Consider the following 21,064-nt stretch of genomic DNA (forward strand, 5'->3'; position numbering starts at 1 on the left):
TCACCCGGGGGACATGACCTCGAAGAGGTGACCGTTCTCGTCCCTGAAGAACAGCCCGCGAGGGCAGAGCGGATGGTCGACGCGGCCGTTGTCCGGGGCGTCGGGGCGGCTGCCGTACGGCACGCCTCCGGCGCGCAGCCGGGCCAGGACGCCGTCGAAGGTCGCCGGGTCCACCTCGAAGGCGAGATGGACCGCGTGGGGCTCCTCGACCGTCATGTAGTCGAGGGTGAGGGAGTCGTTGACCCGCACCGGGACGAAGTGGCCGCGCGAGCCCGTGGGCGGCAGGCACTCCAGCCCCATGACGTCGGCGAGGAAGCGGGCGGCCCGTCCGTTGTCCGCGGCGGGGACGATGGTGTGGTTCAGGGTGACGGTCATGACTGTCCTTTCGCCTCGGTCAATTCAGGATTCCGTGGACGAACACGTCCACGATCTCGGCGACGCTCGGTTCGACGTCGGCGGCCGAACCGCGGGCGCCGGCGAACGTCAGGCTGAGGAAGAGCGCCGCCAGCCGCTCCGGGGGCAGCCTCAGCCGGTCGCCCTCGGGTTCGAACAGCTCGGTCAGGGCGTCGCGGGTCGCCTTGAACGAGGCGGCGCGGTCGGACGGGGCTCCGGCCCCCTCCTCCTGCGTGCGGGATCCGCGTGAGCGGCGCCCCGAGGCGTGCAGGGCGCCCAGGACCGTGCCGATCCGCGCCATGTGCGCCCGCATGGCCTCGGCCGCCTCGGTCAGCCGCTCGGTCAGCGGCTGGTCGAGGGGGACGGAGGCGAGTTGTTCGAGCACGTGGTCGGGGCGCAGCACCTCCACGACGCAGGCGTCGAGCAGCTCCTCCTTGTCGGTGAAGGCCCTGAAGACGGTGGCCTCGCCGATCCCGGCCGCCCTGGCGATCTGCGCGGTGGTGACGGCGGCGCCGTACTCCGCGACGAGGGGGAGCGCGGCCATGACGATCATCTCCCGGCGGCGTTCCTGGCTCATGCCCGGAGCACGCCGCCGGGCCGGGTCGGGTGTCGCGTTCTCTTTGGGTCTCATGCCTTTCATGATGCGGAGTGAGTACTCACTCCGTCAACGGAGATATTGAGATCCCTGGCACCGGGTGACCCGAAATATGTCCTTTTCGCAGGTCAGAACGCTGGGAAAAAGAGGAAGGTTCTTTGGCGAAGTGGCCGCGGAGCGCCCTCAGGAGGGGCCAAGCTGAGACCCGCGAGGACTCACCCCCCGCGTTCCCACTCTCGCCGGCGTGGCCTGACTACGCTGGACCACGACGTACGGAGCCCCCCATGCTCACCCCCACCATCGAGGACCGGGTCACCCGCCTGGAGGAGGATTTCATCGTGCTCGGCACCAGATGCGGACAGCAGGCCTCGGTGCGGGCCTACGAGGCGCTGACGCCCGTCTACACGAAGCTCGACGTGCTGACCGACCGGGTCGACCTGCTGGCCGACGGGCTCAAGCAGGTCGGGCGGCGCGTCGAGCGGGTCGAGCGGCGGGTCGAGCAGGTCAACGCCAAGGTGGACCTGCTCCGCGACGAGGTGCGCGAGCGCTTCGACGCCGTCGACCGGCGCTTCACCGCGATCGACGAGCGCTTCGCGGCCGTCGACCGGCGCTTCGCCGCGATCGACGAGCATTTCGCGGCCGTCGACGGGCGCCTCGACGCCATCGACAGGAGGTTCGAGGCCGTCGACGAGCGCTTCGACGCCATCGACAAGAGGTTCGAGGCCGTTGACGAGCGCTTCGACGCCATGGACCGGCGGTTTGAGGCCATTGATCGGCGGTTCGAGATGATCGACGAGCGGTTCGAGGCCATGGCCAAGAGGTTCGAGGCGCTCGACGGGCGTCTTGATGTGATGGACCGGCGCTTCGACCGGCTGGAGGAGCGGATGGACGAGATGGCGGTGACCAGCGTCGCCATGTTCCAGGCCATCCTCGACCGGCTTCCCGCCCCGGCCTGACCGGAGGACCGTCCCGCGCGCCGTCCGACGGCGCGCGGACACTAACGTTCGATGACCTCGTTCTTGCCGATGACCACGATGCCGTTCTGGGTCACCGCGAAGCGGCTGCGGTCGTATTCGAGGTCGAAGCCGATCCTGGCGCCGTCCGGGATGACCACGTTCTTGTCGATGATGGCCCTGCGGACGACGGCGCCCCGCCCGACCTTCACGTTGCCCATCAGCACCGAGTCCTCGACCCTGGAGTGGGAGTGCATCACCACGCCGGGGGACAGGACGGAGCGCTCGGCCAGGCCGCCGGAGACGATCACACCGGCGGAGACGAGCGAGTCCACGGCCCGCCCGATCCGGTCGCCGTCGTTGTGCACGAACTTGGCCGGGGGCAGCGGATCGTGGCCGGTGTAGATCGGCCACTGGGTGTTGTAGAGATTGAAGACCGGGTGCGCCGAGATGAGGTCCATGTGGGCCTCGTAGTAGGCGTCCAGGGTCCCCACGTCCCGCCAGTAGCCCTTGTCCCGGTCGGTCGAGCCGGGCACGACGTTGTCGGCGAAGTCGTAGACCTCGGCGCTGCCCGACTTCACCATCATCGGGATGATGTTCCCGCCCAGGTCGTGTTTGCTGGTGGGGTCGAGCGCGTCCTCCCGCAGCGCGTCGAGCATCGCCTGGGTTCTGAAGACGTAGTTGCCCATCGAGGCGTACACCTGGTCGGGCGCGTCGGGAAGGCCGACGGCGTCCTTGGGCTTCTCCCGGAAGGCGGCGATCTTCCGGCCCGCCGGGTCCGTCTCGATCACGCCGAACTGGTCGGCCAGTGAGAGGGGCTGCCTGATCGCGGCGACCGTCACCTCCGCGCCGGAGTCGACGTGCTGGGCCACCATCTGGCGGGGGTCCATCCGGTAGATGTGGTCGGCGCCGAACACGATGACGTGCTCGGGCATCTCGTCGTAGACCAGGTTCAGGTTCTGGAACAGCGCGTCGGCGGAACCGGAGAACCAGTGCGGGCCGAGGCGCTGCTGGGCGGGCACCGGGGTCACGTAGTTGCCCAGCATCGACGTCAGCCGCCAGGTCTGGGAGATGTGCCGGTCGAGACTGTGGTTCTTGTACTGCGTCAGCACCACGATCTGCAGGTAGTTGCCGTTGGCCAGGTTCGACAGGACGAAGTCGACGAGCCGATATATCCCCCCGAAAGGTACTGCGGGCTTGGCCCGGTCAGCCGTCAGCGGCATCAGCCGTTTACCTTCACCACCGGCGAGCACGATCGCGAGGACTCTCATATGCAGGACCCTAACCTGACGCACTGGGATGAAACACTAGGGTGATCGCATGCGCGTTGATCTGCTGAGCCGTGAGTATCCGCCCGAGGTGTACGGCGGGGCGGGGGTTCACGTCGAGTACCTCGCCCGTGAGCTGCGCCGGCTTGCGGACGTCCGCGTCCGGTGTTTCGGTCCGCCTCGTCCCGAGGAGGGGGTCACGGGTTACCGGGTTCCCGAGGGGCTCCAGGAGGCCAACGCCGCGCTGCGGGTGCTCGGCGTCGACCTGGAGATGGCGGCGGGCTGCGCGGGCGCCGACCTGGTGCACAGCCACACGTGGTACGCCAACTTCGCCGGTCACGTCGCCAAGATGCTGTACGGCACGCCGCACGTGGTCACCACGCACAGCCTGGAGCCGCTGCGCCCGTGGAAGGCGGAGCAGCTCGGCGGCGGCTACACGCTGTCGTCGTGGGCCGAGCGCGGCGCGCTGGCGACCGCGGACGCGATCATCGCCGTCTCCGAGGGGATGCGCCGTGACGTGCTGGCCTGCTACCCGGAGATCCCGCCGGAACGGGTCAACGTGATCCACAACGGGATCGACACCGGCGAGTACGCCCCGGACCACGGCGTCGACGTGCTGTCCCGGCACGGGATCGACCCGGGCAGGCCGTACGTGGTCTTCGTCGGGCGGATCACCCGGCAGAAGGGACTGGTCCACCTGCTCCACGCGGCCAGGGAGTTCGACCCGGGGGCGCAGCTCGTGCTGTGCGCGGGCGCGCCGGACACCCCGGAGATCGCCGAGGAGGTCGCCGGGCTGGTGCGGGGGCTCGAACAGGAGCGGGAGGGCGTCGTGTGGATCTCGGAGATGCTGCCGCGTCCCGAGGTGATCCAGATCCTCACCCACGCCACGGTCTTCGTCTGCCCCTCGGTCTACGAGCCGATGGGCATCGTCAACCTGGAGGCCATGGCCTGCGAGACCGCCGTCGTCGCCACCGCGACCGGGGGCATCCCCGAGGTGGTCGCCGACGGTTCGACCGGCCTGCTGGTCCCGATCGCACAGTCGGCCGCCGACGGCACCCCCGACGACCCCGAGCGGTTCGCCGCCGACCTCGCCGAACGGGTCAACCGGCTGCTCGCCGACCCCGCGCTGGCCGCCGAGCTGGGGGCCGCCGGGCGGGTCAGGGCCGTCGAGCACTTCTCCTGGCCCAGGATCGCCGAGCGGACCATGGATCTGTACCGCTCGCTCACCCGTCCCTGACCGCCGGCGCACCGGGGCCTCAGGACCCGGTGATGAAGTGCAGGATCACGTTGTGCGCGTGGTGGGCCTTCCCGTCGCCGCGGAACTCGACCTCGTAGGTGTGGGTTCCCACATGGACGGCGATGGCCCCGGAGGAGAAGAACGATCCGGCGAAGGACCGGTTGCTCACCACGCTCACCGCGGAGATCCTGGCGTAGGGGATGCTGGTGAGGGCCATCCGCTTGCCGACGAAGGACTTGTCCTGCACGATCACCCTTTTGTCGGTCAGGCCGAGAAAACCGGTGCCGGTGCCGATCGCGTCGTAGACGGCGATGATCTTTTCCCCCGGCAGCAGGCCGCTCTCGATCTGCTGCAGTTGTTCCTTCCGGTCATAGACGATCTTCGTCATCGGACTCCCGTTCCGTGGGGATGCGTCGTCCGGAGAAACGGACGGGACCGGGAGGGCGGTTCCATCGGTCGGTAAGGTCGGGGCCGTGAAATTTCAGATGAGGATCACCGACCGCCACGGCGGTGTCAGCGCGGAGCCGTACCACGGCCGCAATCTCGGCGGCCTGTGCGGCGACGACCCGGAGGCGGTGGCCGCCAACCGGGCCACGACGGCCGCGGAGTTCGGCCTCGAACGGGTCGTGTTCATGCGGCAGGTGCACAGCGCCGACGTCCGTCACGTGACCGAGCCCTTCGGGGACGATCCGCCCCCGCTGGACGGCGTGTGCACCGACGTTCCCGGCCTCGGCCTGGCGGCGTTGTGCGCGGACTGCGCCCCCGTCCTGCTGGCCGACCCGGTGGCGGGACTGGTCGGGGCCGCGCACTCGGGCAGGGTCGGCACCGTCCTCGGCGTCGTCCCGGCCCTGGTCGAGGAGATGGTCCGGCGGGGCGCCGATCCGGCGCGGATGACCGCTCTGATCGGCCCGATGGCCTGCGGCAGCTGCTACGAGGTGCCCGCGGCCCTGCGCGCCGAGGTCGCGGCCGTGCTGCCCGAGGCGTGGTCGATCACACGCGACGACACCCCCGCCCTCGACCTGCGCGCCGCGATCAACTCCCAGCTGGGCAAGGCCGGGGTGCGTGAGGTCACCCACGACACCCGCTGCACCATCGAGACCGAGGACCTGTTCTCCCACCGCAGGGACGGCAGGACCGGCCGCTTCGCCGGCTATGTCTGGCTGGAGCCCTGACCCGAGGGAGAGGGCCCCGGCGTCAGCCCGCGGCCAGGACGCTCCCGTAGGCGCGGGCGGCCAGATCGGCGATGAGGCCGTGCGCGCCCAGCGGGGCGGCGCACTCGGCGTCGATCCGCGCGGCGGTGGCGCCTGCGAGGTCCGCGCCGGTCTCGGGGCCGATGAGGCAGGGGGACAGCGCGATCCGCTGCGCGCCGATCCCGCGCAGCCGTGCCGCGGCGTCGGCGGCGTCGGGGGCGCTGTCCAGCGAGGCGACCAGGACGGGCAGCGTCAGCCGGGAGGCCAGCAGCACAGCGGTCGGCTGCGCCTCGGCCGCCGCGGCCTCCCCGCCGACCGTGGCCAGGATGACCGCGTCGACCGGGCTGGACACGTTGAGCAGCCGCATCCGGTCGGCCCTGGCGAGGTCCCGCTCAGCGAGGCGGATGTGCAGCGCCTCCGCCAGCAGCGGGTGCGGCCCCAGCGGCTCGGTGACCGTGACCGTGACCCCGCTGGCCGCGACCGCCCCGGCGATCAGCGGGTCGGCGACCGGGTGCGGGCCGGTCAGCAGCGGAACCACGACGGCGGCGGTGCCGTCCTGCGGCCGTTCCCGGCCGGAGTCCTCCAGCGCGGCGACCAGCTCCTTGCCGTCCTCGCCGAGACCGACGAGACGGACCTCGATCTGCGGGTTGTCCCCTCGGATCAGGGCGGTCAGTTCGGCGGCGACACCGGAGCCGTCACCGAGCGTGGCCAGCACCAGCGCGGGTGCCTCCGGCGGAAGGTGGGAGGGCACGGGTCTGCGGTGCCTGCCTGACGGCCGCACGGCGCGCCCGCGTACGGGGAGGATGGAACTCTCACTCACATGCGCGGACTCTAGGCCCATTTCACGCTTTCCGTCAGCGAAAAAGGCGGCAATTCCGTCACGACATTTCCGAGGGTGGAGGAACACGCCGTTCGACCGTTCCAAGTTCGCTGAGCAGCGCCTGACTGCGTTCCGCCCAGTGGGCCAGACCGAGCGCGCGGTGGGTGGCGACGGCCGCGCGGGCGTGTTCCCGCGCCGCCTCGGTACGGCCGAGCCGCGCGGCCAGCCCGGCCAGCACATGGTGGGTCGAGCCCCACGCGACACAGCCCGTGCCCGCCACGACCAGCTGGTCGGCCCAGGGCAGGAGCGCCTCGTAGAGCGGCCCGGGCTCCGGCACGCCGATCCCGGCGGAGACGGCCCCCCAGACGGGCAGCAGGAAGTCGGCGATCCAGTCCTGCCCGACCTCGGTGCCCCAGCGCTCGGCCAGCTCCCGCGCCAGGTCCGGCCTGCCCGCCTCGACCGCGGCCAGCACGGCGACCGGGCGCAACGGGACCATCGGCGCCCGCTCCGCCGCCTCGACCAGCTCGTCGAGCACGAGCCGCGGCCGGCCCCGTCCGCTCTCGCAGACGAACCTCGTCAGCAGCCTGCGGAACTCGGCGCCCTGCCACAGGCTGGAGCCGTACCGGACGTCGTCGAAGGCGCCGATGAGCGCCTCGGCGTCCGCCCAGCGTCCCTCCAAGGTGCACCTGGCGGTCTCGGCGATGCGCACCATCGCCTCAAGCTCGGGGCGGCGCACCTCGTCGAGGAGTTCCTCACAACGGGCCAGGTCGCGGTCCCAGGCCGTCAGGTCGCCCGCGCGCAGCAGGCAGGCCATCCGCAGCACCCGCGCCACGAGCTCGGCCGCCCTGGTCAGCCCCGGTACGGCCAGCATCTCCCCGGCCACCGCGAGCCGTTCGGCGTTGCGCCCGGGGACCCAGCTGACCAGCAGGTGGTTGTTCAGGGTGCGGGCGAGCAGCCCGGGGTCGCCCAGGGAGCGGGCGATCTCCACCGCCCGCGTGGCGTGCAGCTCGCCCTCGGCGCGCCGGGGCCCGTAGTACAGCTCCATGCCCAGTGTGCCCAGCAGCGCGGCCCGGTCGTGCTCGGTGAGCGGCCCGGCGAGCAGGTCCTCCAGGACGGCGATCATCCGCTCGTCGACCACGCCGTACGGCCGCCAGTTCCACACGGCGAGCCCGCCGAAGACGGTGACCGCCGAGACCAGCGCGGAGCGGTCGCCGGTGCGCAGGGCCAGGCCGATCGCCTCCTCCAGGTCGCCGAAGGCACCCTCGGCGTCCCCCACGGTACGGCGGGCCTGCCCGAGCTCGGTCAGCACCGCGCACCGGCCCGCCTCGTCACCGGAGGGAAGACAGGACAGCGCCAGCTCCCACAGCTCGACGGCCTCGGCGTAGGCGAGCCGCTCCACGGCCTGCCGCGCCGCGTGCCCCGCGTGTTCGACGGCCCTGGCCGCCCCGCCGACCGAGGAGGCGGCGGCGAAGTGGTGGGCCAGCCGTACCGGCTCGACGCCCGGCGTCCGTTCGAGGCAGCGGCCGATCCTCAGGTGCAGCCGGGCGAGCGCGAGGCGGCTCAGGTCCGAGCAGAGCGCGTCACGCACCAGGGCGTGGGAGAAGCGGTAGTCGAGGCCGCCGGGCACCTCGGCCAGCAGCCCGGTCGCCACCGCGGGTTCGAGCAGGGACATGACCTCCTCGACAGGGACGTCCGTCACGGCTTCGAGCAGGCCCGCCTCCACGTCGCGCCCGGCGACCGCGGCGACGCCGAGCAACTCCCGCGTCCGTTCGGGGAGCCTGGCGACGCGCTGACCGATGACGTCGCGCGCCCCGGGCGGCAGGGCGGAGGACAGTCCTCGCTCGCTCCTCCTGAGGCGCACCAGCTCACCCAGGTAGAAGGGGTTGCCGCCGCTGCGTTCCAGCAGCGCGGCGGCCAGGCCGGGGGTCTCCTCGACCCGGTGCCGCCGCAGGTACGCCGAGACCTCCTCCGCGCCGAACGGCGTCAGCTCGATCCGCTCCGTCTCCGGCTGCCCGGCCAGCGCGCCGAGCGTGTCGCGCAGCTGCCTGGGATGCTCGCCGGGTTCCGGGCGCAGCGTGGCCAGCACCAGCACGGGGCGCCGGGCCAGCTCGCCCGCGACGAAGCCGAGCAGCCGCAGTGAGGAGACGTCGGCCCAGTGCAGGTCGTCGAGGATCACGAGCAGCGGGCCGCCGGTTCCGGTCAGCGTGGAGACGACCGACTCGTACAGCTCGAACAGCGCGGCGTCGGGGTCGGACCCGCCCGTGAGACCGCCGGGCGGCCAGGACCCGGCACCGCACTCCCGCAACACCTGCCGCCAGGGCCAGAAGGCGGGGGCGCCGCCGTCCAGGCAGCGTCCCCAGGCCACCGTGAAGCCCCGGGCCTCGGCCTCCTCGGCGGCGGCCTGGGCGAGCCTGGTCTTGCCGATCCCGGCCTCCCCGGTGACCAGCAGCACGCCGCCGGTGCCGCGCCGTACCGAGGCCAGCCGTTCCCCGACGGACCGGAGCTGGGCGGAGCGCGCGACCAGCTCCTCGCCCGCGGCGGGTGCGACGGTCCGCACGGCCACGGTCGGCGCGGGGGCCTCCAGTTCGGGGGCGTGCCCGAGCACCGCCTCCTCAAGGCGCCTGAGCCGGGGGCCCGGGTCGATGCCGAGGTCCTCGGCGAGCCGCCGTCTGGCCCTGCGCAGCGCGCCGAGCGCGTCGGCCTGCCTGTCCGCGCGGTACAGGGCGAGCGCGAGCAGCCTCCACGACCGTTCCCGGTAGGGGAACTCCTCGGTCAGCGCCTCCAGGGCCGGTACGTGCGCGGCGTCCTCGCCCAGGGCGAGCAGCGCCTCGAAGCGGTCCTCGACGGCCGTGGCCCGGATCTCGGTGAGCCGGGTGACCGAGGGCCTGGCGAAGGCCAGTTCGGCGAACTCCCCGAGCGGTTCGCCCCGCCACAGGGCGAGTGCCCGGTCGAGCGTCTGGCGGGCCTCGGTGTGTTCTCCCCGGGCGAGCGCGCGGGCGCCGTCCTGCGCCCAGGCGGTGAAGCGTGTCAGGTCGACCTGGCCGGGGGCGACGGCCAGCAGGTAGCCGGGCTCACGGGTGAGCAGCACCGAGGGCGGGGTGCGGGGCCTGCGGCCGGGTTCGAGCACCTTGCGAAGGTGCGAGATGTAGGCCTGGAGCGTGCCCGTCGCCCCGGAGGGGGCCTCACCGGCCCACAGCTCGTCGATCAGCCGGTCGAGCGGGATCACCCGGCCGGGGTCGAGGGCCAGCATCGCCAGTACGGCGCGTTCCTTACGGGTGCCCAGACCGAGCGGCCGGTCTGAGGCGTCGCGGACCTCCAGGGTGCCGAACAGGCGGAAGGTCAGCCCTGTTGTCATTTGCCCTCGTATGTCGGCTGTGGTGGTTCGCCACACCCTACGCTCAGAGGGGGGTCAGACGTCCCGGTAGCCCTCCCACTCGTCCTCGATCGCCGAGTGGACGACGGAGTCACGCCAGGTGCCGCGGGCCCGCACGTGGTGCCTGATCCTGCCCTCCTCGACCATCCCGGCCATCAGCATGGTGAGCTGGGCGGCGGTGTTCGCCGGAGACCTGGCGCCCCAGACGCGGTGCAGGCCCAGGTGCCGGAAGCCGAAGACCAGCAGCAGCCGGACCAGGTCGGTGCCGATGCCCCTGCCCCAGTGGTCGGGGCGCAGGCCCATGCCGATCTCGGCGCTGTGCGGGTGGTCGTGCTCGATGTGCAGCCTTCCGACGCCGATGGTCCGGCCCTCGGCCACGTCGGTCACCGCCAGGACGTACAGCCTGCGGGGTTCCGTCTCCGCGGCCCGCATCGCCTCGGCGACGATCTCCTCGACCTCCTCGCGCGTCCTGGGGTCGAAGGGAAGGTGCTCGGTCGCCGTGGGGTCGCCGTAGACGGCGTGCAGCGCGTCCACGTCGTCCACGGTGACCTCTCGCAGCCTGAGCCGCCTGCCCGGTATGTCAACGTGGCGCATGCGCAGACGCTAACGCCTTTCCGAGGTCCGCCGCCAGAGATCATTCCGCACGGCAACTATCCCATAGGTAACAAATGTCGCCGTACGCCCGGCTCAGTCGTGCTTCGCAGGGGAGAGGGGACGCCAGGGGACCGGGCTGGACAGGACCATCATGCTCGACGGGTGACCGTACGGCGCGAGCCTGTCGATCAGCTCCTCGAAGGCGATCATGGAGGCCGCGGCGACCCGGATCAGGCAGCAGGTGTCACCGGTCACCCGGTGCACCTCCAGGATCTCCGGCCAGGCCAGCGCCTGCTCGTCGCGGAGCACACAGCGCGGCCCGTAGCACGCCATCCTGATCAGCGCGGCCACCCCCCGCCCGGCCAGCGCCGGATTGACCCGCGCGTGGTAACCGGTGATCACGCCCGTCTCCTCAAGGCGCCGCACCCGCTCGGCGACGGCCGGGGCCGACATGTGCACCCGCCGGGCCAGCTCGCTGTAGGACAGCCGCGCGTCGCTCTGCAGCTCCGCCAGGAGTGTCCAGTCCATCGCGTCCACTATCACGCTCCGTTATCCGTTAACCGATCGGCTTCGTGACCTTCTGATCGGAAGGCGGAGGACGTCGACCGCCTTCTCTTATTATCCCGATGCTGGACAATGGTGGTGCACTTCAGAAAAGCCCCTCGCCGGAAGCGCGGGGCGGTGCCTCACCTTTCATATCACATGAGGTGACCGGTCGATTACCTGGAGAATTCCCATTGCCGCCCGCCGGCCGTCCCCCGGGGGAGCGAGGAGCGCAACGCCAGGGTGAGGGCCGTCAGCGCCGGGTGCGCCGAGGCCCCCCGCCGGAAGGCGATCCGGGTACGGCGACGCGTCGGCAGCTCGGTGAGCCGGACGTTCCCCGGCGGGTCGGCCGCCCCGAGCCCGGGCACGAGCGCGACCCCCTGCCCCGCGGAGACCATCGCGAGCACGGCGGTGAAGTCGTCGATGTGGTGGCGGATCCTGGGTGAGAACCCGGCCGTCTGGCAGGCCCGCATGGTCATCTCGTAGCAGAGCGTCCCCGGCTTCGACACGATCCACGGGGCGTCGTGCCGCTCGGCGAGCGAGTCGCCCGCCCGGTCGGAGGCCAGATACATCGGTTCGTCGAGCAGCGGCTCGGTGTCCAGCGTCAGGTCGGGCGCCGCGGGCACGAGGTCGTACTCGTGGATCAGCGCGGCGTCCAGGTCGCCCGACCTGAGCCGGGGGGCGACCTCGGCGGGGTCGATCTCGTCGACCATCGGCTCAAGACGCGGATGGTCGCGGCCGAGCGCGGCCAGGGCCGCGGGCAGGATCGTGCGGGTCGCGACCGGGAAGGCGCCGATCCTGATCGTTCCCGCCAGTCCGGTGCGGGCGGTCGCCAGCTCCGCCGCCGCCTGTTCGAGCCGCTCCAGCACGGCCTCGGCGTGCCGTACCAGGGCGGCTCCCGCGGGGGTGAGCGCCACCCGCCTGCCGGTCCGTTCGAGCAGCGCCACACCCGCCTCCCGTTCCAGCGCGGCCAGCTGCTGGGAGACCGCGGAGGGGGTGAACGTCAGGGCCTCGGCCACCGCGGCGATCGTGCCCCGGTGGGAGAGTTCGCGGAGCAGACGGAGACGGCGCACATCGAGCATCAGTTCAGCTTAACGGTTTCTGAAGGAAACGGAACTGGACCTGTATGGTCGTCGGCCGGAAAGCTGGGGACATGACTCTCAGCGGTGTTTACCTTCCCCTGATCACCCCGTTCGCCGGAAACGGCGAGATCGCCCTGGACGCCCTGGAGGACCTGGCGCGCGCCGCCCTTGAGGAGGGCGCCGCGGGACTGGTCGCGCTCGGCACCACCGCCGAGGTCGCCATGCTCGCCGAGGAGGAACGGCGGGCGGTCGTCGAGGTGTGCGCGAAGGTGTGCCGGGAACGGTCCGCCGAACTGATCGTCGGCGCGGGTTCGAGCGACACCCGGGGTTCGGCCGAGGCGCTGCGCGCCCTGAAGACCTGGCCCGAGGTGACCGGCGCGCTGGTCACCGTGCCCTCCTTCGTCCGCCCCTCTGAGGCCGGGGTGCTGGCCCACTTCACCGCCCTGGCCGAGCAGACGCCGGTGCCGATCGTCGTCTACAACATCCCCTACCGGACCGGCCAGTCCGTCGGCGCCGCCACCCTGCGGCGGATCGGGGAACTGCCCATGGTCGCCGGGGTCAAGCACGCCGTCGGCGGCGTCGACCAGGACACCCTCTCGCTGCTGGCGGACCCGCCGGAGGGCTTCGCCGTACTGGCCGGGGACGACCCCTACCTGTCGGCGCTGCTGGCCCTGGGCGGCTCCGGCGGCATCCTCGCCTCGGCCCACCTGCGCACCGGGCTGTTCGTCGAGCTGGTCGAGGCCTGGCGCTCGGGAGAGGTCGCCCACGCGCGAGCCCTGGGCCACCGCCTGTCCGCCCTGTCGGCGAGCGTGTTCACCGAGCCCAACCCCACCGTCATCAAGGGCGTGCTGCACGCCCAGGGACGCATCCCGACCGCCTCCGTCCGTCTCCCGCTGGTCCCGGCGGGCCAGGACTCCGTCGAGGCGGTGCTGCGCCTGCTCTGACGCCGCCCGGGCTCAGCCGCCCTGGCAGCCCGGGCACCAGAAGAGGTTGCGTCCCGCGAGCACCCCGGTCCTGACCTCGGAACCGCACAGGAAACACGGCATGCCCGCCCGCCGGTAGACGTAGACCTCGCCGCCGTGCTCGTCGACGCGGGGCGGGCGGCCCATCGCCTCAGGGGTGTGCTCCGGCCTGACCGTGTCGATGTGCCCCAGGCGCACTCCCTCGGCCATCAGCAGCACCAGGTCGTCCCAGATCGCCGTCCACAGCTCCCGGGTGAGGTCGCGCCCGGGCAGCGCGGGATCGACCCCCTGCCGGAACAGCGCCTCCGCGCGGTAGATGTTGCCCACGCCCGCCACGACCGACTGGTCCATCAGCAGCACCCCGACGGCCGTACGGCTGCGCCCGATCCGCCGCCAGGCGAGCTCGGGGTCGGCGTCGGCGCGCAGCGGGTCGGGACCCAGCCTGGCGTGCAGAGCCTTCTTCTCCACCGGGTCGATCAGTTCACAGGTGTTGGGGCCGCGCAGGTCGGCGTACTCGGCGGTGTTGTTCAGGCGCAGCCGTACCACGCCGGTCGGGGCGGGCGGCGGCGCCTGACCGAAGGTGTACTTGCCGTAGATGCCGAGGTGGATGTGGACCCACCGGTCGTCGTCGAAGCCCAGCAGCAGGTGCTTGCCGTGGGCGTCGGTCTCTCTGAGCACCCGGCCGTCGATCTGCGCCGCTCCGGCGGCGAACCTGCCCTGCGGGCTCAGCGCGCTGACGACCGTGCCGGCGAACACCTGCCGGTGCAGCCCGGCGAGCCGGTGAATGGTGTGTCCTTCAGGCATGGTCCACACATGGTACGGCCCCGGCGCTCCGCTCACCCACGGCGAAGACGCAGGACGAGGGCGTGACCGGCCCACGACAGGGCGGCGCCGACGGCGTAGGCCACCAGGTCGGCGGCGCCGAACGTGCTGCCGAGGACCAGCCTGGCCAGCACGCTCGCCTCGGACAGCGCGGCGGGCACCGGGGTCAGCTGGGCGAACTCGACCGCCCAGCTGACGGCCAGGGCCCACGACGCGGCCCGGCCCGCCGGCAGGCGCGGCGCCACGACCACCACCAGCGTGTGGACGAGCACGGTGTACAGGGCGTCCCCGGCGTACTTGCCGAACCAGCCGCCGGTGACCGCGCGGACCGCGAGCCCGGCGGCGACGGTCACGACGGCCGCGGCCACGGCGGCGAGCCGGACACGGGTGGCGGGGGACAGGCGGGCGGGGAGGACTGGCACCCGCCCACCCTAGTGAACCGCTCACCCCAGCCGGGCGGCCCGCGTCTCCAGATAACGCCGCTCGGGCAGGCTGGTGGTACGGCGCGCCGCCGTCCGGTAGCGCTCCCTGGCGGCCTCCCGCTCCCCGGCCATCTCCAGCAGGTGGGCGCGCACCGCGTCGAGCCGGTGGTGACCGGAGAGCCGCCCGTCGGAGTCGAGCGTCTCCAGCAGGGTCAGCCCCGCCCTCGGCCCCCGGACCATCGCCACGGCGACCGCGTGGTTGAGTGTGACCACGGGGCCGGGTGAGAGCCGGGAGAGCAGTTCGTACAGGGCGAGGATCTGCGGCCAGTCGGTCTCCTCCGGGCACGCGGCCTCGGTGTGGACCGCGGCGATCGCCGCCTGGAGCTGGTAGGGGCCGACCGCGGAGCGGGACAGCGCGTTCGTGACGAGAGCGACGCCCTCCTCGATGCGGACGCGGTTCCACAGGCCGCGGTCCTGTTCGGTGAGCGGGACCAGGGCGCCGTCCCGGCCGGTGCGCGCGGGCCGCCGCGCGTCGGTGAGCAGCATGAGCGCCAGCAGCCCGGCGACCTCACCGTCGCCGGGCAGCAGCCGGTGCAGGGCGCGGGTCAGCCTGATCGCCTCCCCGGTCAGCTCCCCGCTGTGCAGGTCGGGGCCTGAGGTCGCGGTGTGCCCCTCGGTGAAGACCAGGTACAGCACGTGCAGGACCGCCCGCAGCCGCTCGGCCCGTTCCTCACGCGGAGGCATGCCGAAGGGGATGCCGGTCGACCTGATGCGCTGTTTGGCCCGGCTGATGCGCTGGGCCATGGTCGCCTCGGGGATGAGGAAGGCCCGGGCGATCTGCGCCGTGGTCAGCCCTCCGACGGCGCGTAGGGTGAGCGCGACCTGGGAGGAGGCGCTCAGCGCCGGATGGCAGCACAGGAACAGCAGGGTGAGCGTGTCGTCCCGGCCCGGAGGCCGCTCCTGCTCCGGGCTCGGCACGACCGACTCGTCGGCGGGCGCGCGGAAGGCGGCCGTGACCTCCCTACGCCTGCGCGCCCGCTCGCTGCGCCACTCGTCGGCGAGCCTGCGGGAGGCCACCGTGACCAGCCAGCCCCTCGGGCTCTGCGGCACCCCCTCCTTCGGCCACCGTACGGCCGCGGCGAGCAGCGCCTCCTGAACGGCGTCCTCACACGCGTCGAAGTGCCCGTGGCGGCGGACGAGCGCGCCCAGGACCCGCGGCGCCAGCTCGCGCAGCAGATCCTCGACGTTCACATCCCGGCGGGGATCGTCAGTGACCACCTCTCCACCCTCGCCGCCGCGGGGCCGGGCTGTCGACTCCGCGTGTGCCGGTCTCAGGGCAGCGGGGGCAGGCGGGAGCCGTACAGCCAGGCGGACAGGACACCGTCGAAGGAGCGCGTCGTGTACTGCAGCGCCAGGTCCAGGAACGCCTCGGTGCTGACGTTCCCGTGCCGGTTGGTCGTGGTCCACTCGCGCAGCAGCGCGAAGAACATCCGGTCGCCCAGGATGCGCCGCAGCGCGTGCAGGGTGAGCGCGCCGCGCTTGTAGACGCGGTCGTCGAACAGCCGCCGCGCCCCGGGGTCGGCGAGCACGAAGTCCTGGGGAAGCGCGGACAGGCGCCGGTGCCAGCGCGCCGCGTGAGCGTCGGCGCTCTCCTCGCCGCAGGCCTCCGACCAGATCCACTCCGCGTAGCAGGCGAAGCCCTCGTGCAGCCAGATGTCACGCCAGTCGGCGGCCGTCAGGCTGTTGCCGAACCACTGGTGCGCCAGCTCGTGGGCGACCAGCCGTTCCTCGCCGCGCCTGCCGTCCACGTGGTTGAGGCCGAAGATCGACATGCCCTGGGCCTCGATCGGGATCTCCAGCTCGTCGTTGACGACGACCGCGGTGTAGGAGCCGAACGGGTACGGGCCGAACCGCTCGGAGAAGACCGCGAGCATCCGCTCCTGCCTGCCGAAGTCGTTGCGGGCCCTGGCCGCCGCCCCCTGCGGAAAGGCCAGGCGTACCCCTTCTCCCGTCTCGGCCAGCTGGTAGCGGCCGATCTGCACGCTGGCCAGATAGGTCGCCATCGGCTCGGCCTGCTCGTAGACCCACGTGGTCGCCGAGGAGGCCCGCCGTCTGCCGGTCAGCTCGCCGTTGGCGATCACCGTGTAGGGCGAGGCCGTCGTCACCGAGATCCGGTAGGAGGCCTTGTCGTCCGGCCGGTCGTTGCACGGGAACCACGAGGGCGCCCCGATCGGCTGGCTGGCCACGATGACGCCGTCGGTGAGCTGTTCCCAGCCCAGCTCGCCCCAGTGGCTGGCGACGGGCCGGGGAGCGCCCGCGTAGCGCACCTCGACGGTGAGCGGACCCGGTTCGATCCGCTCCCGTCCCTTCGGGGAGAGGTGCAGCTTGCCGCCGTGGTGGGCGAAGCGCGCCGCCCTGCCGTCGAGCAGCACCCCGTCGACGCGCAACGCCCCCAGATCCAGGGACAGGCGGGTGAGCGGCCGCAGCACCCGCGCCGAGATCCTGGCCACGCCGCCCAGCCTGTTGGGGCCGACCCGGTAGTCCAGGGAGAGGTCGTAGTGCTCGACCCGGTAGGCGTCGTCACCGTGCGAGGGAAAGTAGGGGGGACGGGGGGTGTTCGCGACCACGTACTTCCTGTGTGCCTTCCTGCGACGCGGGGACGCCTACGCGCGCTTGTGCCACGCCGCGATCGGGTTGCCGAACCAGCGGGTCGCCCGAGGCACCGACTCGCCGCGCATCACCAGGGACGCCGGTCCGACCGTGGTGTTCTCCCCGATCGTCGCCGCGGGCAGCACCACCCCGTGCGGGCCGAGCGTCGCCCCGTCCCGCAGAACGACAGTATCGATGCTCATGACCCGGTCATGGAACAGGTGGGTCTGCAACACGCAGCCCCGGTTCACCGAGACCCCGTCGCCCAGGGTCACCAGGTCGATCTCCGGCAGCCAGTACGTCTCACACCACACGCCCCGGCCGACGCGCGCGCCCATCGAGCGCAGCCACAGGTTCAGCGGCGCGGTGCCCAGCCACATCCTGGCGAACCAGGGCGCGGCCAGCACCTCGGTGAAGTTGTCCGCCAGCTCGTTGCGCCAGACGAAGGAGCTCCACAGCGGCCGGTCGCCCACCGTGATCCGGCCGAGCAAGACCCACTTGGCCACGGTGGTGACCGCGGCGGCCAGCACCCCGGCGCCGAGCAGGACCACCCCGCCCAGCAGCGCCGCGACCGCGAAGCCGTACGAACGGGTCAGCCACAGCAGGCACAGCGCCACGAGCACGGCGAGCGCGACCGTGCACATCGCGGGCACGACACGGCACAGTTCGACCGCGGCACGGGCGGCCCGCAGCCGGGCGGGCGGGTCGTAGGTGCGGCTGCGGTCGGTCTCCTCGGCGGTACGGCGCAGCTCGACCGGCGGCATGCCCAGGTAGGACGAACCGGCCTTGGCCTTCTTCGGCGCGGCGGACAGCACCGCGACCAGCCCGTCCTTGGGCACCTTGCGGCCGGGGGCGGTCATCCCCGAGTTGCCGAGGAAGGCGCGCTTGCCGATCCGCACCTGGCCGACCCGCAGCCGCCCGGCGTCCAGCTCGTACGGCGCGACCATCGTGTCGTCGGCGAGGAACGCGCCGTCTCCGACGGAGGTCATCGAGGGAAGCGCCAGCACCGTGGACAGCTCGGCGTCCCGGCCGACCCGCATGCCGAGGGCGCGCAGCCAGACGGGGGTCGCCATGCTGGCGTACAGCGGGAACAGCCAGACCCGTGCCATCGACATCAGCCGCCCCGTCGCCCACGCCTGCCAGGCCTGGCGGCTGTGCACCGGGTGGCTGCCCGGCCGCAGGCCGATCGCGAGCAGCCGTACCAGGACCAGGATCGACAGGGCAGTGCAGGCCATCCACACGAGGGTGGCGACCGGCACCCGGTACAGCAGCTCGGCGGGCGAGGCCGGGGCCCCGCCCATCAGCACGACCAGCGCGGGCAGCGCGGCGACGACGGGAACCAGGCCGAGCAGCGGCGCGGACAGGCCGTAGACGGCGGCCCAGCGGGGGGAACGCGGCGGCCTGCTTCCCGGGGTGTGGCGAGCCTTGCCCATCCTGATCGCGGGAGCCCCGGCCCAGCGCTCCCCGGCCGGGACGGCGCCCGCGACCGCTGAGCCCGGAGCGACCTGCGCGTTCTTGCCGACCCTCGCGCCGGGGAACAGGGTCGAGCGGGCACCGATCGTGGCGGAGGCGCCGATCTTGATCTCGCCGACCCGTACCCGGTCGCCGTCGATCCAGTAGCCGTTCAGATCGACCTCGGGCTCGACGGCGGCGTTCCTGCCCAGCTTGAGCATGCCGGTGACGGGCGGGGCGGAGTGCAGGTCGGCGTCCGCGCCCACCTGGGCGCCGAGCGCCCGCGCGTAGTGGGTCAGGAAGGGCGCGGCCGACAGCTCCATGACCCCGAGCCGTTCGGCGAACCGCTCGGCGAACCACAGCCTCAGGTGCGTCGAGCCGCCCCGCGGGTAGGAGCCGGGGCGCAGGCCGCGCAGCAGCAGCCTGGCCACGCCCGCGGCCAGCGCGATCCGTCCGGCGGGGGAGACGAAGAGCACCGTCCCGGCCAGCACCCACCACCACGAGACGACGGGCGCGCCGGGCACGATCAGATTGGTCAGCGCGACCAGACCGACCAGCCAGCGCAGCACGCCCGCGGTGAGCAACGGCACGGTGAGCGCCGCCTGCACGAGCGAGGCGCGGCGCGGCATCGGCGCGACGACCCGCTTCGTGGTCGCCGTCTCCGTGGAGTCCCCGGCCGACAGGTGCGCGGCGAGCCGCCGCAGCGTCGGGTGCTCGTAGACGTCCCCGACGGTCACCGAGGGATGACGCTCCCGCAGCGCGGAGACCAGCCGGGCCGCGGCGAGACTGGTACCGCCCTCGGCGAAGAAGTCGCCCTCGGTCCCGCCGAGGACGTTCTGCCAGCACTCGGCCACCCACGGGTCCACGTCCACCTGCCGCTGCGCCTGCCGGGGCAGCGGCCAGGGCAGGGCGTCACGGTCGATCTTGCCCGAGGTGCGGGTCGGCAACTCCTCGACCAGCGCGATACGCGGGACCAGCGCGGCGGGCAGCGCGTCGAGCAGCCTCTTCCTGGCGTCCGCCTGGTCGAACCCCTCGCCGGGCACGACGTAGCCGACGAGCAACTGGTGCCCGCCACCGGTGGTGCGCACCGCGGCCGCGGCCCCCGCGACGCCGGGCAGCGCCTGCAGGGCGGAGTCGACCTCACCCAGCTCGATCCGGCGTCCGCCCAGTTTGACCTGTTCGTCCGCCCTGCCGACGAACAGCAGTCCCTCGGGCTCGGCCCGCACCAGGTCACCGCTGCGGTAGGCGCGCTCCCAGCCGAGGGAGACCAGCGGGGCGTACCGCTCGGCGTCCTTGGCCTGGTCCAGGTAGCGGGCCAGGCCGACGCCGCCGATGACCAGCTCGCCGGTCTCGCCCATGGGCAGCGGGTCGCCGCCCGCGTCGACGACGGCCAGCTCCCACCCGGCCAGCGGCAGGCCGATCCGCACCGGCCCCTCCCCGGTCAGCGGGGCGGCGCACGCCACCACGGTCGCCTCCGTGGGCCCGTAGGTGTTCCACACCTCCCGCCCCGGTACGGCCAGCCGCTCGGCCAGCTCGGGCGGGCACGCCTCCCCGCCGAAGATCAGCAGCCGGACGTCGTCGAGCGTCTCGACCGGCCAGAGCGCGGCCAGCGTCGGCACCGTGGACACCACCGTGATGCCCATCTCGGTCAGCCAGGGACCCAGGTCCATGCCGGTGCGCACCAGCGCGCGGGGCGCGGGGACCAGGCAGGCGCCGTGCCGCCAGGCCAGCCACATCTCCTCACAGGAGGCGTCGAAGGCGACCGAGAGCCCGGCCAGCACCCGGTCTCCCGGCCCCAGCGGCTCGTCGGTCAGGAACAGGCCGGCCTCGGCGTCGACGAACGCCGCCGCGCTGCGGTGGGAGACCGCGACGCCCTTCGGCTTGCCCGTCGAACCCGAGGTGAAGATGATCCACGCGTCGTCGTCGGGGCAGGGAGGCGCGGCGGACTCCCGGCTCAGGGAACCGCCGAGGGGGCCGGAGATCGTGATCGCCGCGCCCTCGCCCACGACGGCGCTCACCGCGGCCTCGCCGAAGACCAGCTCGGCGCGCTCCTCGGGGTCGTCCGCGTCGACCGGCACGTAGGCCGCGCCCGCCGTCAGCGTGGCCAGGATCGCGACGTAGAGATCGACGGTGCCGGAGGGCACCCGGATGCCGACCCGGTCGCCGCGTCCCACGCCCGCCGCGCGCAGTTCCCGCGCCATCCGGTCCACCCGCTCGCGCAGGCCGGCGTAGTCGAGCCTGGTCCGCCCGTCGTCGAGGGCGGCGGCGTCGGGGTGGCGCCGCGTGGTCTCGTCGAGGATGTCGATCAGCGTGCGGGCGGGCGCGGCGGGCCCTCCCGAGAGGGTCGCCTGGGCCGGGGCGTGCTCGATGTCCACCGTGGTCGGATGCAAGGTCTCTCCAGTCGGACGACCGAGGCGCGCGCCGGATCACGCTCGCCGCATGTGGCTCCCTGTGAGTCCACTCGTTGCCGTCGCCATCCGACGATCCTAGAACACCCGCTATTCAGACATTTTCGGTCTTTTGGCGTTATGGCTGGTCAATGGGGGACCACGACTTCCCCAGGTCAAAGCGATCACGGGGTGCGAGGCCGTACGGGGAGTGTGATTCCTGCCACTTTCCGTGCGTGGTCCAGGATGTGTGCCGAGTGGCGTTGTCGCAGGTCCGGAGGCTTTCCCGGAAGTTAACCCGATTGTCGGCCGCTGTTCTTCC

The 21,064-nt window shown here is 72.7% G+C and carries 18 protein-coding genes; 4 read left to right on the forward strand and 14 right to left on the reverse strand.

Annotated elements, in window-relative coordinates:
* Positions 1 to 375 (reverse strand): VOC family protein, encoded by a 375-nt coding sequence (locus tag ACFOYY_RS31375; RefSeq protein WP_352011614.1) that lies wholly within the window; start codon positions 373 to 375, stop codon positions 1 to 3.
* Positions 376 to 394: 19 nt separating this feature from the next.
* Positions 395 to 1,024 carry a TetR/AcrR family transcriptional regulator gene (locus ACFOYY_RS31380; protein WP_352011615.1) on the reverse strand — a complete coding sequence of 210 codons (630 nt, stop codon included), beginning with the start codon at positions 1,022 to 1,024 and terminating at the stop codon, positions 395 to 397.
* 248 nt (positions 1,025 to 1,272) lie between these two features.
* On the opposite strand from ACFOYY_RS31380, the gene ACFOYY_RS31385 reads away from it, so the two are divergent.
* Entirely contained in the window at positions 1,273 to 1,944 is a 672-nt protein-coding gene (locus ACFOYY_RS31385) for a hypothetical protein (protein WP_386194668.1), read from the forward strand.
* A 41-nt stretch (positions 1,945 to 1,985) separates the two neighbouring features.
* Here the strand turns inward: ACFOYY_RS31385 and glgC are convergent, their stop codons facing one another.
* Positions 1,986 to 3,236 (reverse strand): glucose-1-phosphate adenylyltransferase, encoded by a 1,251-nt coding sequence (glgC, locus tag ACFOYY_RS31390; protein ID WP_352011617.1) that lies wholly within the window; start codon positions 3,234 to 3,236, stop codon positions 1,986 to 1,988.
* Between the two features lie 25 nt (positions 3,237 to 3,261).
* Here glgC and glgA point away from each other — a divergent pair, with 25 nt between their 5' ends.
* On the forward strand, positions 3,262 to 4,446 hold the full coding sequence (glgA, locus tag ACFOYY_RS31395) for a glycogen synthase (protein WP_386194671.1): 1,185 nt from the start codon (positions 3,262 to 3,264) through the stop codon (positions 4,444 to 4,446).
* 19 nt (positions 4,447 to 4,465) lie between these two features.
* On the opposite strand, the gene ACFOYY_RS31400 is transcribed toward glgA, so the two are convergent.
* Complete coding sequence (locus tag ACFOYY_RS31400) at positions 4,466 to 4,834, reverse strand: PH domain-containing protein (RefSeq protein WP_352011619.1); 369 nt, start codon at positions 4,832 to 4,834, stop codon at positions 4,466 to 4,468.
* Between the two features lie 97 nt (positions 4,835 to 4,931).
* Here ACFOYY_RS31400 and pgeF point away from each other — a divergent pair, with 97 nt between their 5' ends.
* Positions 4,932 to 5,618: a peptidoglycan editing factor PgeF gene (pgeF, locus tag ACFOYY_RS31405; protein WP_352011731.1), complete on the forward strand. Its 687-nt coding sequence runs from the start codon at positions 4,932 to 4,934 to the stop codon at positions 5,616 to 5,618.
* Between the two features lie 22 nt (positions 5,619 to 5,640).
* Here the strand turns inward: pgeF and ACFOYY_RS31410 are convergent, their stop codons facing one another.
* From ACFOYY_RS31410 to ACFOYY_RS31430, 5 genes are all read right to left on the reverse strand, one after another.
* A complete protein-coding gene (locus tag ACFOYY_RS31410) occupies positions 5,641 to 6,456 on the reverse strand; it encodes a sirohydrochlorin chelatase (protein WP_352011620.1) in 816 nt (271 codons plus the stop codon).
* A gap of 58 nt (positions 6,457 to 6,514) precedes the next feature.
* Positions 6,515 to 9,811 (reverse strand): BTAD domain-containing putative transcriptional regulator, encoded by a 3,297-nt coding sequence (locus ACFOYY_RS31415; RefSeq protein WP_386194673.1) that lies wholly within the window; start codon positions 9,809 to 9,811, stop codon positions 6,515 to 6,517.
* Positions 9,812 to 9,865: 54 nt separating this feature from the next.
* Entirely contained in the window at positions 9,866 to 10,423 is a 558-nt protein-coding gene (locus tag ACFOYY_RS31420) for a GNAT family N-acetyltransferase (protein ID WP_352011622.1), read from the reverse strand.
* 93 nt (positions 10,424 to 10,516) lie between these two features.
* Positions 10,517 to 10,951, reverse strand: a complete 435-nt coding sequence (locus ACFOYY_RS31425; protein WP_352011623.1) for an Lrp/AsnC family transcriptional regulator — start codon at positions 10,949 to 10,951, stop codon at positions 10,517 to 10,519.
* 191 nt (positions 10,952 to 11,142) lie between these two features.
* On the reverse strand, positions 11,143 to 12,048 hold the full coding sequence (locus tag ACFOYY_RS31430) for a LysR family transcriptional regulator (RefSeq protein WP_352011624.1): 906 nt from the start codon (positions 12,046 to 12,048) through the stop codon (positions 11,143 to 11,145).
* Between the two features lie 71 nt (positions 12,049 to 12,119).
* On the opposite strand from ACFOYY_RS31430, the gene ACFOYY_RS31435 reads away from it, so the two are divergent.
* A complete protein-coding gene (locus tag ACFOYY_RS31435; RefSeq protein WP_352011625.1) occupies positions 12,120 to 12,992 on the forward strand; it encodes a 4-hydroxy-tetrahydrodipicolinate synthase family protein in 873 nt (290 codons plus the stop codon).
* A 12-nt stretch (positions 12,993 to 13,004) separates the two neighbouring features.
* Here ACFOYY_RS31435 and ACFOYY_RS31440 read toward each other — a convergent pair whose 3' ends face one another.
* Genes ACFOYY_RS31440 through ACFOYY_RS31460 form a run of 5 tightly spaced genes read right to left on the reverse strand, consistent with a single transcriptional unit; the run spans position 13,005 to position 20,745 of the window.
* Positions 13,005 to 13,814 carry an Fpg/Nei family DNA glycosylase gene (locus tag ACFOYY_RS31440; RefSeq protein ID WP_386194676.1) on the reverse strand — a complete coding sequence of 270 codons (810 nt, stop codon included), beginning with the start codon at positions 13,812 to 13,814 and terminating at the stop codon, positions 13,005 to 13,007.
* A gap of 32 nt (positions 13,815 to 13,846) precedes the next feature.
* Positions 13,847 to 14,254 (reverse strand): ribosomal maturation YjgA family protein, encoded by a 408-nt coding sequence (locus ACFOYY_RS31445; RefSeq protein ID WP_362775794.1) that lies wholly within the window; start codon positions 14,252 to 14,254, stop codon positions 13,847 to 13,849.
* 21 nt (positions 14,255 to 14,275) lie between these two features.
* On the reverse strand, positions 14,276 to 15,532 hold the full coding sequence (locus tag ACFOYY_RS31450) for an RNA polymerase sigma factor (RefSeq protein ID WP_362775796.1): 1,257 nt from the start codon (positions 15,530 to 15,532) through the stop codon (positions 14,276 to 14,278).
* 53 nt (positions 15,533 to 15,585) lie between these two features.
* Positions 15,586 to 16,881 carry a M1 family metallopeptidase gene (locus tag ACFOYY_RS31455; RefSeq protein ID WP_386194679.1) on the reverse strand — a complete coding sequence of 432 codons (1,296 nt, stop codon included), beginning with the start codon at positions 16,879 to 16,881 and terminating at the stop codon, positions 15,586 to 15,588.
* Between the two features lie 36 nt (positions 16,882 to 16,917).
* On the reverse strand, positions 16,918 to 20,745 hold the full coding sequence (locus ACFOYY_RS31460; protein ID WP_386194681.1) for a Pls/PosA family non-ribosomal peptide synthetase: 3,828 nt from the start codon (positions 20,743 to 20,745) through the stop codon (positions 16,918 to 16,920).
* Positions 20,746 to 21,064: the final 319 nt, after the last annotated feature.

Origin of the sequence: Streptosporangium jomthongense (assembly GCF_042650425.1) — a bacterium.
GTDB lineage: Bacteria > Actinomycetota > Actinomycetes > Streptosporangiales > Streptosporangiaceae > Streptosporangium.